This window comes from Brevundimonas viscosa, assembly GCF_900116065.1.
Lineage (GTDB): Bacteria > Pseudomonadota > Alphaproteobacteria > Caulobacterales > Caulobacteraceae > Brevundimonas > Brevundimonas viscosa.
Genome location: NZ_FOZV01000007.1, coordinates 21591 through 35894 on the forward strand (window position 1 = coordinate 21591; position 14304 = coordinate 35894).

The following is a 14304-nucleotide window of genomic DNA, read 5'->3' on the forward strand; positions in this document are numbered from 1 at the left end:
ATGCTCGGCCGGCTCCAGGGCCTGATCGGCAAGGAGTTCGCGCAGATGCTGCGCGATCCGGTGGTGCTGTTCCTGGTGTTCTGGCTGACCACGGTCGAGGTCGTCATGTGCACCATGGCCATCGGGTTCGACGTGCGCGACCTGGGACTGGGGCTGGTCGATCACGATCGCAGCGCGGCGAGCCGGGGGCTGGTGGAGGAGATGACGGCTGGCGACAGTTTCATCCTGAGGCGTCAGTTCGCGACCGCGCGCGAGGCGGCCGACGAACTGCGGAAGGGGACGCTGCACGCGGTTGTGGAGATTCCGCCCGGGTTTGGCGCGCGGGTGGACGGCGGCCGTGGCGCCGGGTTCGGCGTCATCGTCGACGGCTCGAACGCCACCGTCGGCGCCCGCGCTCGGGCCTACATCATCGAGATGGCCGCCCGCTTCACCCGCGGGCGCGCCATGGGATCCATGCCGATGAGCGGCGGTGTCGAGCCGTCGGTGCGCGTCTGGTACAATCCCGACCTGACCAACACCCGCTTCTCGGCCCTCAACATGCTGGCCCAGGCCGGCTTCATGCTGGCGGTCATCCTGCCGGCGGCCGGCTTGGTGCGCGAAAAGCAGAACGGCACCCTGGAGCAGATCCGGGTCACGCCGATCCGTGCGCACGAACTGTTCCTGGGCAAGATCATTCCACCGATCCTCGTGACCCTCGGCTCGGTGTTCCCCTCGCTGCTGGTGATCCGCCTGCTCGGCGTGCCCATGGCCGGAGATCTCGCGACGCTCTTCCTTCTCGAATTCCTGTTCCTGCTGAGCGCGGTCTCGATCGGGGTCTTCGTCGCCACCCTCACCAGCACCCTGCAGCAGGCGATGCTGGCCAGCTTCTTCAGCCTGTTTCCGCTGCTCTTCCTTTCCGGCAGCATCGCGCCCGTCGACAGCATGCCCCGGTGGTTGCAGGTCGCCGCCCAGGCGAGCCCCCTGCTCCATGCGCTGGAGAGCGTCACCGGCGTCTTTCTGAAAGGGGCGGGGATGAGGGAGCTCTGGCCGCATGCGGCGGCCCTTGTCGGCATCAGCCTGCCGTTGCTCGGCGGCGGATGGCTCATCTTCCGACGCCAGTGGTGAGCATCCGACACCTTGATCCGGCGCAAGGGGAGGCACTCTGGACCCGCGTAAGGAGTCTTGGGGCCCCGGAATTCCGTCCGAGCCCTTCATCGGTCTTCGCGAGGCGCTGATGCGTGTGATCCTGCCGATGCCCGGCAATGAAACCTTCGCGGCCAACCTGGCGGCGGCCGGCGGATGGCGGCTGGGCGAATTGGAGACCCGCCGCTTCCCGGACGGGGAGAGCTATGTCCGGATTCTTTCGGACGTGCGTGGCTGCGGCGTCGAGATCGTCTGCACCCTGGCGCGGCCGGATGACGCCTTCCTGCCGCTCATCTTCGCCGCGGACGCCGCGCGCGACCTCGGCGCGACCGAGGTGAATCTCGTCGCCCCCTACCTCGCCTACATGCGCCAGGACCGGCGCTTCAAGCCCGGTGAAGCGATCACCTCGCGAAGCTTCGCCCGGCTGGTCAGCGCGACTTTCGACCGGCTGACCACGATCGACCCGCACCTGCACCGCTACAGGGCCCTTTCCGACCTCTATGACATCGACGGCCAGGTGCTGCATGCGGCATCGGTGCTCGCGGACTGGATCGCGGCGGAGGTCCGCGACCCCTTGATCATCGGCCCCGACGAGGAAAGCGAACAGTGGGTCTCCGCCGTCGCCGCGCGGGTGGGCGCCCCACACGTCGTCCTGCGCAAGATCCGGCATGGAGACCGCGACGTCGAGATCGCCGTCCCCGATCTTTCCCGCTTCCGCGCCCGAAGACCGGTGCTGATTGACGACATCGCCTCGTCCGGACGCACCCTGATCGAAGCCGCCCGGCAGTTGCCCGCGCAAGGTCTGGCGCGCCCGGTCTGCGCCGTCGTGCACGGCGTGTTCGCCGCGGACGCCTACGACCAGTTGTCGGCCGTCGCCGGGCGTATCGTGTCGACCGACTCGGTTCCCCATCCAAGCAACGCCATCCCGCTTGCGCCCCTGGTGTCGGCGGCGCTCGCGCGCGGCGGGGAGGCGGAGGGGCCGGTGCGTCGCCGGCGGCCGCCGGAACCGGTCGACCCCGTCGAACTGGCCGGCGTCGAATCCTTCCCCGCCAGCGATCCGCCCGGCTGGACGACGGGCGGGTGAACACCCCCCTTGATCCAACGCAATGCGCACCCCGAGCCGGGCCTGAAAGATCGGGCATCCAAGGAGACGACACCGATGCGCACGCTCTTCCTCGCCTTGGCCTTGGCCGGCTCTCTGACCGCCGGCCAGGCCCTCGCCCAGAACCAGGACCTCGCCCCGTCCATCACGCCGCGGGCCGCGCAGCCGGAGACCGCCGCCCAGAGGCACGAACGGTGCAAGGCAGTGGTGGCCGCGGGCATGGAGCCGCGCCAGCGGCACGATCACCTGCGTGACAAGACCGGGGCCGCGACGCCGCCCAAGCCCCTGTCGGAAGCCGAGATGGATCGGCAGCACCGCGAGTGTGAGGCCCTGATGGCGAAGGCCAAGGCCGCCGACGCCGAGAAATAGCGCCAAAGGCCCCGACCCTCCGATCTCGTCACCACGTGCGAGGGGGAGGCCGTCGCGCGGCCGTAGTTCTTTACGAGCCGCCCGGGCCTCCCCGAGCGGCCCATCCTGGGGTGCGAACATGCCGCCGACCCGATCCGCCGCGTTCGAAGCCTGGGCCGCGGGCTACGGGGTCATCCGCCACGCGCCGGAGACCGTCGGCCGGATCGAGGCCCTCGCCGAGCGTCTGTGTCACCGCGACGAAGCCGGCCTCGACCGGTTTTACCGCTTGCTCGCCGCGGCCGACCGCCTGACCAGCGCCGGCATGTGGATGGTCGCCCACATGACCTATGCGCGGCGCGTCGACCTGACGGGCGCCGACCTGCCGGCCGAGGCCTTCAAACCACGGCCGGAAGGTCATACCGGCGGCTCCCTCAACATGGTCCCGGCCTTCGTCGGCTATCTGGTCGCCAACGCGCTTTCTGGCGTCACCCGCTCCTGGGTGATGGGGCAGGGCCACTGCGTGGCCGCGATAGAGGCCGTCAACGCCCTGACCGGCGACGTCTCGCCGGCGCAGCGCGGTCGCTACGACCGCAGCGAGGAGGGACTTTCCCGCCTGGTGGCCGACTTCTATTCCTACGCCATCGGGCCAGACGGTCGACCGGCGGTCCCGATCGGCAGCCATTCCGGCGCCAACACCGCCGGGGCGATCTCGGAGGGCGGCTACCTCGGGTTCGCCGAGGTCCAGTACGTCCACATGCCTCTGCCGGGCGAGAGTCTCGTCGCCTTCCTGAGCGACGGGGCCTTCGAGGAGCAGAGGGGCTCGGACTGGTCGCCCCGCTGGTGGCGCGCCGACGACTGCGGCCTGACGATCCCGGTGATGATCCTCAATGGCCGCCGCATCGAGGAGCGTACGCAGATCGCCCAGGAAGGCGGCGCCGCCTGGCTGGCGGCCCACCTCCGCCTGAGCGGCTTCGATCCGTTTGTGGTGGACGGCCGCGATCCCGCCGCCATCGCCTGGGCCGTTCTCGAAGCCGAGGAGCGCCTGACCCGCTTCGCCGCCGACCCGTCTCGCCGGTATCCGGCGGCGATGCCCTATGTGATCGCCGAGACCGTCAAGGGCTTCGGCCTTCCAGGCGCGGGCACGAACCCGGCGCACAATCTTCCGCTGGCGGCGACGCCCCGCGACGACAGGGTTGCGCGCAAGGCCTTTCATGACGCGGCCCGGGTTCTGTTCGTGCCGCCCGCCGTTCTGGAAGACGCCGTCGGCGCGCTGGCCACCCACGAGGCGCAAGGCCGCTCCCTGGAAAGCCGGCACCCGGCCGCAGTGCGCCATCCGCCCGCCCCGATCCTGCCCCAGCCGAGCTGGGCCCAGCCGGACGCCGCGCCGGGCTGCGCCATGGAGGCGATCGACGGCTGGTTCGTGGAACTTGTGGAAGCGAACCCGGCCCTGCGCGTGCGGGTGGGCAATCCCGACGAACTGCGCAGCAATCACATGGGGCGGACGCTCGAGCGTCTCCGCCACCGCGTCAACACGCCCGAACGCGGAACCCCCGAAGCGATCGCTGGCGGCGTCATCACCGCACTTAACGAGGAGGCGGTGGCCGGCGCGGCCCTTGGCAACAAGGGCGGATTGAACCTGATCGTGAGCTACGAGGCGTTCGCGATGAAGATGCTCGGCGGCCTGCGCCAGGAGATCATCTTCGCCCGGCATCAGCGCGAACTCGACCAGGGGCCGGGGTGGATCTCCGTGCCCCTGATCGTAACCTCCCACACCTGGGAGAACGCCAAGAATGAGCAGTCGCACCAGGATCCCACGATCGGCGAGGCGCTGCTGGGCGAGATGTCGGACGCCGCCCGGGTGCTGTTCCCGGTCGACGCGAACAGCGCCGTCGCCGCCCTTAAGGACGTCTATGGCCGCCGCGGCCAGATTGCCTGCGTGGTGGCGCCCAAGCGGGCCATGTCGCACCGTTTCACCGGCGCCGAGGCGGAGGCGCTGGTCCGGACGGGCGCGGCCCATCTCGCCGGCGACCCGCGCGAGGCCGAGATCCAGTTCGTCGCCATCGGCGCCTACCAGGCCGAGGAAGCGCTGAAGGCGGCCGAGCGGCTGCAGGCGCGCGGGCGCCAGGCCTGCGTCACCGCTCTGATCGAGCCGGGCCGCTTCCGCGCGCCCCGGGATCCGCTCGAGGCCGCGCAGACGGTCGATGATGCGAGGCTGGCCGAGTTCTTCCCCCCGTCGCTGCCGCGTGTGATCCTCAGCCACACCCGGCCCGAGCCGATGCTGGGCCTGCTGCGCCGCCTGGACGGCGGACCAGGCTCGACCACGGCGCTGGGCTACATCAGCCGCGGCGGAACGCTCGATGTCGCCGGCCTGCTGTTCGCCAACCGCTGCACTTGGGCGCACGCCGTGGACGCGGCGGCTGGCCTGTGCGGCTGGGCGCGGGACGATCTGTTCACGGGCCCGGAGCGGGCCGCCCTCGACGGGCGCGGCGATCCGGCCGCCCTTTCGACCATGGAGACCTGAAGATGCTGACCCTCACCTCGCTGGGCGGAGCCGGGACCGTCACCGGCTCGAAGCACCTGCTGGAGCACGATGGCCGCCGCATCCTCGTCGACTGCGGCCTGTTCCAGGGGCTGAAGAACCTGCGTGAGCTGAACTGGGCGAAGCTTCCCGTCGATCCGGCCTCGATCGACGCGGTCGTGCTGACCCACGCCCACCTCGACCACTCCGGTTACTTGCCCAAGCTGGTCCGCGATGGCTTTCGCGGGCCGATCGTCTCCACGCGGGCCACCCGGGAGGTGGCCGAACTGATCCTGAAGGACAGTGGTCACCTGCAGGAGAAGGACGCCGAGTACGCCAACCGCAAGGGCTTTTCGAAACACAAGCCGGCCTTGCCGCTCTACGGCCTGCGCGACGCCGAGCGGGCCATGGAGTTCTTCTCGCCGGTCGCGACCCACACGCCGATCGACCTGCCCGCCGGCGCGAGGCTGACGCTGCGCCGCGCCGGCCATATCCTCGGCGCCGCGACGGCGGAGATCGAATGGGGCGGCCGCCGTGTCGTGTTTTCCGGCGACCTGGGGCGCTACGACGACCCGGTGATGGTCGACCCGGAATTGGTCCCGCAGGCGGATTACCTCGTCGTGGAGTCGACCTATGGCAATCGCCTGCACGAACGCAGCGACCCCACCGAGAGCCTCGGCCAGGTGATCGAGCGCACCACCGCGCGCGGCGGCAGCGTGATCATTCCGGCCTTCGCGATCGGTCGGGCGCAGTCGCTGCTCTATCATCTGTGGCGCCTGAAGCAGGCCGGCCGGCTCGGCCTGATCCCGGTCTATCTCGACAGCCCCATGGCCATCGACGCCACGGCCCTGCTGCACGCCTATCGCGAAGACCACCGCCTGCCGCCGGAGGTGTGCGAGGCGGTCTGCGCCGTCGCCACCTACACCCGCGATGTCGAGGACTCGAAGGCCATCATGACCAACACCGTGCCCAAGGTCATCATCTCCGCCAGCGGCATGGCGACCGGCGGCCGGGTGCTCCACCATCTCAAGTCTTTGGGACCCGACCGGCGCAACACCATCGTCATCTCCGGCTTCCAGGCCGCCGGCACCCGCGGCCGGGCTTTGGCCGACGGAGCCCGGGAGTTAAAAATCCACGGCCAGTGGGTCCCGATGCAGGCCGAGGTCGCCGACTTGCCCATGCTCTCGGCGCACGCCGACGCCGACGAAATCCTGCGCTGGCTCGGAGGCTTCGAGCGGCCACCCAGAGAGACCTTCATCGTGCACGGCGAGGCTTCCGCCTCGGAGGCGCTCCGGGTGAGGATCGACCGTGACCTCGGTTGGCAGGCGTCGGTTCCCCTTCAAGGCCAGGTGTTCGAACTTTGACCGGGTTGGCCGATCGCGCGCCGACGCTGAAAGCCCGCCGGCTGCGGCTGCATACGCAGCACGAGCCGGTGGTGATCATGCGGAGCGACTGCCACGTCTGCCGCTCCGAGGGCCTGGCCGCCCGATCGCAGGTGCTGCTCGCAGCGGGGGACAGGGCGGTCCAGGCGACTCTCTTCCAGGTCGATGGCGACGCCTTGCTGGCTCCGGACGAAGCGGCCCTGTCGGAGGCGGCCTGGACGCTGCTGGGCGTTCAGGAGGGCGATCCCATCCACGTCAGCCATCCGCCGACGCTGGAGTCGCTATCGAGTGTTCGCCGGCGCATCCACGGCCATCGCCTCGACGCGGAGGCCATGGCCGGGATCGTGCGCGACGTCGTCGCCGGCCGCTACAGCGAAATCCACCTTTCGGCCTTCCTGACCGCGACCGCGGCTTGGCCGCTTGATGGCGACGAGACCTCCCACCTGACCCAAGCGATGATCGAGGCCGGAGACCGGCTGTCGTGGAACGCTCCGATTGTGGTCGACAAGCACTCGATCGGCGGCCTTCCGGGCAATCGCACTACGCCGATCGTCGTCGCCATCGTGGCGGCCCTCGGCCTGACCATGCCGAAGACCTCGTCGCGCGCCATCACCTCGCCGGCGGGCACGGCCGACACGATGGAAACCCTGACCAAGGTCGATCTCGACATTCCGGCGATGCGCCGGGTGGTGGAAGCCGAAGGGGGATGCCTGGCCTGGGGCGGCGCGGTCCGTCTCAGTCCGGCGGACGACATCTTCATCCGCGTCGAGCGGGTGCTGGACATCGACACCGAAGGCCAGCTGATCGCCTCGGTGCTGTCAAAGAAGATCGCGGCGGGTTCCACCCACGTCGTTCTCGACATCCCGGTCGGCCCGACCGCCAAAGTCCGGAGCGAGGAAGCGGGCCGCGCCTTGGGCGAGCGCCTGGTCGAGACCGCCTCGCGGTTCGGCCTCACGGCCGTCTGCCTGCAGAGCGACGGCTCCCAACCGGTCGGGCGGGGCGTGGGACCGGCGCTGGAGGCGCTGGATGTTCTCGCGGTCCTGCAGAACGATCCAGACGCGCCCGACGACCTGCGGCGCCGGGCTTGCACCCTGGCCGGCGCCGTGCTGGAGCTGGCGGGCGCCGCGGCCGAAGGCGACGGCTTCGGAGCCGCCGCGCAAGCGCTCGCCGACGGGCGCGCATGGTCGAAGTTCCAGCGGATCTGTGAGGCCCAGGGCGGGCTGCGGGTTCCGCCTGCCGCCGCCCTCCGGCGGCCGCTTGCGGCGACCCGCTCCGGCCGCGTCGTCCACATCAACAACCGCAAGGTCGCCCGGTTGGCGAAGCTCGCCGGCGCGCCGGACGCCAAGGCGGCGGGGCTGGCGGTGGAAGTTCGCCTTGGCCAGGAGATCGCGGCTGGGGACCCCTTGCTGACGGTCCATGCCCAGACGCCGCGCGAGCTCGCCTACGCCCTGGACTACGCCGCGGCGAACCTGGATCTCGTGGAGATCGAGGCCTGACGGCGGAGCTAGACCGTCAACCAGACGAGGGCCAGGTAGCCCGCCAAGGGGAGGATCGCCGCCCAGCAGCCCCAGTAGAGCGCCTCTTCCCACCACGCGGCCGGCCGATCTGCGTCCAGCCTGCGCCGGGCCGTCATCGCCCCGAGATGGGCGAACAGGCCGACGGCGAACGGCTGGGCCGCGGCGGTCTTCAGAACGCCCGCCGCCAGCGCGCCCAAGCCGAGGCCGGCGGGCGCCGCGCCGACAACCGAGAGGGTGTCGAGGGCCTTCGCCCGCCGGGCCAGGGCGACGTCAGGCGCTGGCTTGGCCATGGGCCGCTCCGTCTTGATGCGGATGTCCCTGGCGGACATGCGCCCGGGGCCCGAGCCGCGTCCGCTTCAGCAACAGGGCGTTGATGGCGACCAGGGCCGAACTGCCGGACATGGCCAGGGCGGCGATCTCCGGACTGAGGGTGAACGGATAGAAGACGCCGGCCGCCAACGGGAAGGCGATGACATTGTAGCCGACGGCCCACCAGAGGTTCTGGTGCATCTTGCGCAGGGTGGCGCGGGAGAGGGCGATCGCCTTGACCACGTCGGCCGGGTCGGAGCGCATCAGCACGACATCGGCGCTCTCGATCGCCACATCTGTCCCCGCGCCGATGGCGAAGCCGACGTCGGCCTGGGTGAGGGCCGGCGCGTCGTTGACGCCGTCGCCGACCATGCCGACCTTGTTTCCTTCGTCCTGCAGCGCCTTGACCTTCGCGGCCTTGTCGCCCGGCAGTACCTCGGCCAGGACGATGTCGATCCCCAATTCATCGGCGATGCGTTTGGCGGTGCCGAGGTTGTCGCCGGTCATCATCGCCACCTTGACCCCCAGCGCCTGGAGCGCCTCGATCGTCTGACGCGCGGTGGGACGCACGGCGTCGGCGACGGCGATCAGGCCGATGATCCGGCCCTCCTCGGCGATATGGACGACGGTGCGGCCGGCGCCCTGCAGGCGCTCGGACTCGGCGGCGAGATCGCCGAGATCGACGCCGTGCTCGGCCATCAGGATGCGGTTGCCGGACAGCAGCTGACGGCCCTCGACGGTCGCCATCAGGCCCTTGCCGCCGAAGGACTGGAAGTCCGTGGCGACCGCCACCGGCAGACCCGCGGCGCGCTCGCGCACCGCCTTGGCGATGTGATGCTCGGAGCCTTGCTCGATGGCGATGGCCCGGGTGAGCAGGGCCGTCTCGTCGAGCCCGGCGGCGGGCACGACCTGCACCACCTTCGGCGCGCCCATGGTCAGAGTGCCGGTCTTGTCGAAGACCACGACATCCAGCTTGACCGACTCCTCGAGGGCCGCGGCGTCCTTGATGAGGATTCCGTTCTGGGCCCCGAGGCCGGTGCCAACCATGACCGCCATGGGGGTGGCGAGGCCCAAGGCGTCCGGGCAGGCGATAACGAAGACGGTGATCGTCAGGGTCATGGCGAACAGCAGCGACTGGCCGATCACCCAGAACCAGATGGAGAAGGTCAGGAGGCCGATGACGATCGCCGCCAGCACCAGCCATTGCGACGCGCGATCGGCGAGCAACTGGGCCGGGGCCTTGGAGTTCTGGGCCTCCTGGACCAGTTTGACGATCTGGGCGAGGGCGGTGTCCGCCCCGATCCGGGTGGCGCGATAGCGAAACGCCCCGGCGCCGTTGATCGAGCCGCCGACCACGGTGTCGCCGACCGCCTTGGCGACGGGCAGGGATTCTCCGGTCAGCATGGACTCGTCGATGTCCGAACGGCCGTCCTCGATGGTCCCGTCGACGGGGATCCTGCCGCCGGGCCGCACGATGACCTCGTCGCCGACGATCACTGCCGAGGTCGCGATTTCGATCTCGACTCCGTTCCGCCGCACCCGGGCCGTCGGCGGCGCGAGGTCCATCAGATGGCGGATGGCCTCGGATGCGCCGGCCCTCGCCCGCATCTCAAGCCAATGGCCGAGAAGGATGAACACCAGCAGCAGGGCGGAGGCTTCATAGAACTGGGGCGCGTCGTAGAAGAAGGTCGAGCCGATGCTGAAGAGATAGCCCGTGCCCACGCTGAGCAGGACGAGGACGGCCATGTTGAGGGCGCCGCGGCGCAGCGCCCGAACTGCCGCCACGAAGAAGGGCCAACCCGGATAAAGGATCGCGGCGCTGGCGAGCACGAACAAGGTCGGCTCGAGCGGCAGGCCGAAGGGCGGCTCCATCTTCATGAAGTCCATGCCCATGGGGGCCAGGAAGAAGATCGGGATCGTGAACAGCAGGCTGATCAGGAAGCGATTGCGCATGTCCCGCGCCATCGCCTGCATGTCGGCGCCGGGGCCGTGACCCATGTCGTCATGGGCCGAGTGGGCGTCGCCGCCCTTCGCCGTCCGGGGTCCGTGCGCGGCGTGGTCGTGATGCGACGCAGCGTGGACGAGCGCCGGCGGGGCGGTGTCGGCGTCCGGCGCGCAGACGTGGCGGGGGAGGACCTCGCCCCGGCAATGGAAACCACAATCGCGCACCGCCTGGCGCAGCGCCGCGACGCTCGTCCTGGACTCGTCGTAGGTGACGGTCGCCGAGGCCGAGGCGAAGTTCGCCGCGACCTGGGCGACACCCGGCAAGGCGCGGAGTTTCTTTTCGACCACGAGGGGATCGAGCGGGGTTCTGAAGCTGGTGACGTCGACGGTCGCGGTGCGCAAGGGAACTCCTGGACGGAAGGCGGGTCAGGCGGCCGCGGGCGCGCCCAGTCGAGGTAGAAACGCCGGCGTGACGGCCTTGTAGCGGCGGTAGGCGTCGCCGAACTCCGCCAGCACGGCCTTCTCCTCGGCCAACGCCAGCCGCCAGTAGGTCACGACCAGGATCGGGAACATGATCAGGGTCAGGAGGGTCGGCCACTGCAACAGGAAGCCGAACATCACCAGCACGAAGCCGACGTACTGAGGATGACGCATCCGCGAGTAGGGGCCGGTGGACGCCAGCACGCCCTCCTTCTGGGCCCGGTAGAGCACGGACCAGGCGGTCGAAATCCGCCAGAAGCCCCCGCCGATGAAGACGAAACTGAGGATGTGGAACGGGCCGAAGTGGGGGTTGGCCTTCCAGCCGATGGTCATCTCCAGCAGGTGGCCTGCATCGTGCGACAGCCAATCGACGCCCGGGAACCGCGTCTGCAGCCAGCCCGACAGCAGGTAGATGGTGAGCGGAAAGCCGTACATCTCGGTGAAGAGCGCCACGATGAAGGCGCTGAAGGCGCCGAACGCCCGCCAGTCGAGGCTCGTCCGCGGCTTGAAGAAGCTGAGCGCGAAGAAAATGAAGAGGACGGAATTGACGATCACCAGGGACCAGAGGCCGTAGGCTTGGGGTGTCTGGGTCATGGTGCGCGCCCGCTGTCGGGGTCTTGAGCGCGGGGGGCCTGTGCATGGCCCCCGTGCGAGCCATGTCGCCCATGCATCGTGAAGTGCATGAGCGGACAGAGGAGGAGCAGCAGCAGAGGCGCCCATCCCAGCAGGTGCATTCGATGTTCGAAGGCCAGCAGGGCCAGGAGCGTCAGGGCGAAGAGCCCGATCACGACCTTCGCCGCCAGTCCCAGGTTCGTCCTCATCTCAAGGCCCTCCCTCCAAAGGATACGCAGCGAAACGGTGAGCCCCTCGCCAGGGTGTCCGCAGCGGCACCTCCCTCGACGCAGGCTGAACCGGGACCCCACGGGCCGCCTTGATCTGACGCAAACCGAAATTGCCCCCGCCGCGGCCCCTGGCGGAAGCGGAATTCACCCTCGGTTTCGACGGAGCCAGTCGCCGGCAAGGCGGGCGATCATCGACTGTTCGTCTGTGGGGAGCACAAGCACATTGACGGCCGAGTCTCCGGCGCTGATGCGTCGGTCGCCTGCGGTGTTCCGGGCCTCGTCCAGGCGGACGCCGAGCCAGCCCGCGGCCGCGCAGATCCGCCGCCGGATCTCCGGCGAGTTCTCTCCGATGCCGGCGGTGAACACCAGGGTGTCCAGGCCGCCCAGCGCGGCGGCGAGGGAGCCGATGGCGCGACCGGCGCGGTAGACGAACAGGTCCACCGCCTCGCGGGCTTCCGAGGCGCCGCTGTCCAGCAGGACCTCCATGTCCCCGGAAAGGCCGGAGACGCCCAGCAGGCCGGAGTGGTGGGCGAGCAGATCGGCGACCGCGTCGGGCGACAGGCCCCGATCGCTAATCAGATGCAGGACCACGCCCGGATCAAGCGCGCCGCTGCGGGTGCTCATCGGCAGCCCATCCAGGGGCGTCATCCCCATGGTCGTGGCCATACTGCGCCCGTCATGGAGCGCGCAGAGGCTAGCTCCGGAGCCCAAGTGGGCGACGATGGTCCGGCCGCCCGCCCGCTCGCCGAGGACCGTCTGCAGCGCCTGCGCGATCCAGGCGAAAGACAAGCCGTGAAAGCCGTAGCTCATCACGCCGTCGCCGCTGAGGGCGCGGGGCAGGGCGTAGAGGCGCGCAAGCCGGGGCTGGGAGTGATGGAAGGCCGTATCGAAGCATCCCAGGTGCGGAACGCCGGGGATCGCCGCCATGGCCGTCTCGACGCAGGCGATATTGACCTCTTGATGCGCTGGGGCCAGCGGCGCAAGCCGCCGCAGGTTCGCCAGCACCCGTCCGTCCAACGGGGTGGGTTCGAAATAGTCCCGACCGCCATGCACGATCCGGTGCCCGACCGCCGTGATCTCTCCGAGCCGCTTCGCGGCGCGCAGGCGCTCGAGCAGCAGGTCCAGAGCTCGCGAGGCCGACATCGGCCCGCCTGAGAGCGGCTCGTGCCGAGACTCTGTCGCGTCTTCCCGCCGGACGCTCAGGCGCGGTTCGCCGGCCAGTCCAGCGACGGAGGCGCTCCAGACCCGCCGTTCGCCGAGCTCGTCATGGAGGGCGCACTTCAGGCTGGATGAACCGGCATTGATGGCGAGGATCAGACCAGCCACTGTCGCTCCGACTCGACGGCTCGGTTTACGAACCCGGACAAGCAGGTTCGTTCCTGGGCCGGGGTTTGTGAAGACAGGGAAGAGGACGTCGCATGACGCACGACGACGCCGGTCGGCCGAGCCGGGACGAGGTGCTCAATCGGGCGTGTTTCTGCATCACGCTCGAACGGCCGGCGCTCGAGACCGCCCTTCGCCGCGAAACCTCAGATCCGCAATTGATCGACGCCCTGCTTTCCGAGCGTCCGCATCTATTCTCGAACGCGCCCGTCTTCGTCTCCAAAGAGGACCTCGCGGCTATGACCGTGGTCGTGGAGGCCTTGGAAGCGGCGGCCGAGACCCCAAGCTACCAGGAGCAGGTGCTGAGCTGGGCGCCCGAGATCGCTCGGCGGGATTTTGGCCCTCGCGGCGCCTTCATGGGGTACGACTTCCATCTGGGCGACGACGGGCCGCGGCTCATCGAGATCAACACCAACGCCGGCGGCGCCTTCCTCAACGCCATCCTGGCGCGGGCGCAGAGCGCTTGCTGTCGCGAGGTGAGAGAGGCCTTTCCGGTTGACGGGTCCGGAGCGTTCGAGGCGGCGGTCTGGCGCATGTTCCTCGACGAATGGGCGTCGCAAGGGAGGGCTGGGCAGCCCGGCCTGATCGCCATTGTCGACGACAGGCCGACGGAGCAGTACCTCTATCCGGAGTTCCTGCTGGCGAAGTCGCTGTTCGAACGGCGCGGGGTCGAGGCGGTGATCGCCGATCCGACGGAGTTCGACCACGCCGGCGGCCGGCTGTCGCACCGGGGTCGTGCGATCGACCTGGTCTACAACCGGCTCGTGGATTTCGCTTTCGAGGCGGAAGACCACCGACCGTTTCGTGACGCCTACCTCGATGGGGCGGTGGTGGTGACGCCGAACGCCCGAAATCACGCTCTGCTGGCCGACAAGCGGAACCTGGTGCTGCTTTCCGACCCGGCGGCTGTGCGCGCGTTGGCGCTTCCGGATCGACACGAGCGGGCGCTGGCGGCGATTCCGAGAACCATTCTCGTGACCAAGGAAAACGCTGAAGCGATGTGGGCCGACCGCAAGCAGTTCTTCTTCAAGCCCGCGGGCGGGCACGGCGGCAAGGCGGTCTACCGTGGCGACAAGATCACCCGCGGGGTTTGGGCGCATGTGAGCAAGGGCGGCTACATCGCCCAGGAGGTTGCCCCGCCCGGTGAGCGCCGGCTCCGCGTGGACGGCGAGGTGCGGTCTCTGAAGCTGGACGTCCGCCTCTACACCTACCGAGCCAGGCCCCTTCTTGCCGCCGCCCGCCTCTATCAGGGCCAGACCACCAACTTCAGGACTCCCGGCGGCGGTTTCGCGCCGGTCTATGCGGCGTAGGGGCGGCGACGGAGGGGATGCGGGCGGTAAGCCCAGCCCTTAAGTCG

Annotated in this window: 12 protein-coding genes; 7 read left to right on the plus strand and 5 right to left on the minus strand. The window is 69.6% G+C overall.

Annotation, left to right across the window (positions count from 1 at the left end):
- The 6 genes from BM333_RS12580 (at position 1) to BM333_RS12605 (ending at position 7968) form a co-directional block, all read left to right on the plus strand.
- Positions 1–1104 carry an ABC transporter permease gene (locus BM333_RS12580; protein ID WP_092312210.1) on the plus strand — a complete coding sequence of 368 codons (1104 nt, stop codon included), beginning with the start codon at positions 1–3 and terminating at the stop codon, positions 1102–1104.
- 109 nt (positions 1105–1213) lie between these two features.
- Entirely contained in the window at positions 1214–2206 is a 993-nt protein-coding gene (locus BM333_RS12585) for a ribose-phosphate pyrophosphokinase (protein WP_177221892.1), read from the plus strand.
- A gap of 75 nt (positions 2207–2281) precedes the next feature.
- Positions 2282–2593 (plus strand): hypothetical protein, encoded by a 312-nt coding sequence (locus BM333_RS12590; RefSeq protein ID WP_092312216.1) that lies wholly within the window; start codon positions 2282–2284, stop codon positions 2591–2593.
- A gap of 118 nt (positions 2594–2711) precedes the next feature.
- Entirely contained in the window at positions 2712–5093 is a 2382-nt protein-coding gene (locus BM333_RS12595) for a phosphoketolase family protein (protein WP_092312219.1), read from the plus strand.
- Positions 5094–5095: 2 nt separating this feature from the next.
- On the plus strand, positions 5096–6454 hold the full coding sequence (locus tag BM333_RS12600; protein ID WP_092312222.1) for an MBL fold metallo-hydrolase RNA specificity domain-containing protein: 1359 nt from the start codon (positions 5096–5098) through the stop codon (positions 6452–6454).
- Positions 6451–7968: a thymidine phosphorylase family protein gene (locus BM333_RS12605; RefSeq protein WP_092312225.1), complete on the plus strand. Its 1518-nt coding sequence runs from the start codon at positions 6451–6453 to the stop codon at positions 7966–7968. The genes BM333_RS12600 and BM333_RS12605 overlap by 4 nt, the downstream gene beginning before the upstream one ends.
- A gap of 8 nt (positions 7969–7976) precedes the next feature.
- Here the strand turns inward: BM333_RS12605 and BM333_RS12610 are convergent, their stop codons facing one another.
- The 5 genes from BM333_RS12610 to BM333_RS12630 all read right to left on the minus strand — a co-directional run bounded on the left by BM333_RS12610 (position 7977) and on the right by BM333_RS12630 (position 12890).
- On the minus strand, positions 7977–8279 hold the full coding sequence (locus tag BM333_RS12610; RefSeq protein WP_092312228.1) for a hypothetical protein: 303 nt from the start codon (positions 8277–8279) through the stop codon (positions 7977–7979).
- Complete coding sequence (locus BM333_RS12615) at positions 8260–10644, minus strand: heavy metal translocating P-type ATPase (protein WP_092312231.1); 2385 nt, start codon at positions 10642–10644, stop codon at positions 8260–8262. Before BM333_RS12615 ends, BM333_RS12610 begins: the two co-directional genes overlap by 20 nt.
- Before the next feature lie 24 nt (positions 10645–10668).
- Complete coding sequence (locus tag BM333_RS12620) at positions 10669–11316, minus strand: methyltransferase family protein (RefSeq protein ID WP_092312235.1); 648 nt, start codon at positions 11314–11316, stop codon at positions 10669–10671.
- Positions 11313–11543 (minus strand): DUF2933 domain-containing protein, encoded by a 231-nt coding sequence (locus BM333_RS16285; RefSeq protein ID WP_092312238.1) that lies wholly within the window; start codon positions 11541–11543, stop codon positions 11313–11315. The genes BM333_RS12620 and BM333_RS16285 overlap by 4 nt, the downstream gene beginning before the upstream one ends.
- A 165-nt stretch (positions 11544–11708) precedes the next feature.
- Positions 11709–12890: an acetate/propionate family kinase gene (locus tag BM333_RS12630; RefSeq protein WP_092312241.1), complete on the minus strand. Its 1182-nt coding sequence runs from the start codon at positions 12888–12890 to the stop codon at positions 11709–11711.
- A gap of 92 nt (positions 12891–12982) precedes the next feature.
- Here BM333_RS12630 and BM333_RS12635 point away from each other — a divergent pair, with 92 nt between their 5' ends.
- Positions 12983–14257, plus strand: coding sequence for an ATP-grasp domain-containing protein (locus BM333_RS12635; protein WP_092312244.1), 1275 nt, complete (start codon positions 12983–12985; stop codon positions 14255–14257).
- The last annotated feature ends 47 nt before the right edge of the window (positions 14258–14304 follow it).

Bases quoted from the DNA above. Each gene is read 5' to 3' on its own strand.
- BM333_RS12580 (WP_092312210.1), top strand. From the start codon at position 1: ATGCTCGGCCGGCTCCAGGGCCTGATCGGCAAGGAGTTCGCGCAGATG.
- BM333_RS12585 (WP_177221892.1), top strand. From the start codon at position 1,214: ATGCGTGTGATCCTGCCGATGCCCGGCAATGAAACCTTCGCGGCCAAC.
- BM333_RS12590 (WP_092312216.1), top strand. From the start codon at position 2,282: ATGCGCACGCTCTTCCTCGCCTTGGCCTTGGCCGGCTCTCTGACCGCC.
- BM333_RS12595 (WP_092312219.1), top strand. From the start codon at position 2,712: ATGCCGCCGACCCGATCCGCCGCGTTCGAAGCCTGGGCCGCGGGCTAC.
- BM333_RS12600 (WP_092312222.1), top strand. From the start codon at position 5,096: ATGCTGACCCTCACCTCGCTGGGCGGAGCCGGGACCGTCACCGGCTCG.
- BM333_RS12610 (WP_092312228.1), bottom strand. From the start codon at position 8,279: ATGGCCAAGCCAGCGCCTGACGTCGCCCTGGCCCGGCGGGCGAAGGCC.
- BM333_RS12620 (WP_092312235.1), bottom strand. From the start codon at position 11,316: ATGACCCAGACACCCCAAGCCTACGGCCTCTGGTCCCTGGTGATCGTC.
- BM333_RS16285 (WP_092312238.1), bottom strand. From the start codon at position 11,543: ATGAGGACGAACCTGGGACTGGCGGCGAAGGTCGTGATCGGGCTCTTC.
- BM333_RS12635 (WP_092312244.1), top strand. From the start codon at position 12,983: ATGACGCACGACGACGCCGGTCGGCCGAGCCGGGACGAGGTGCTCAAT.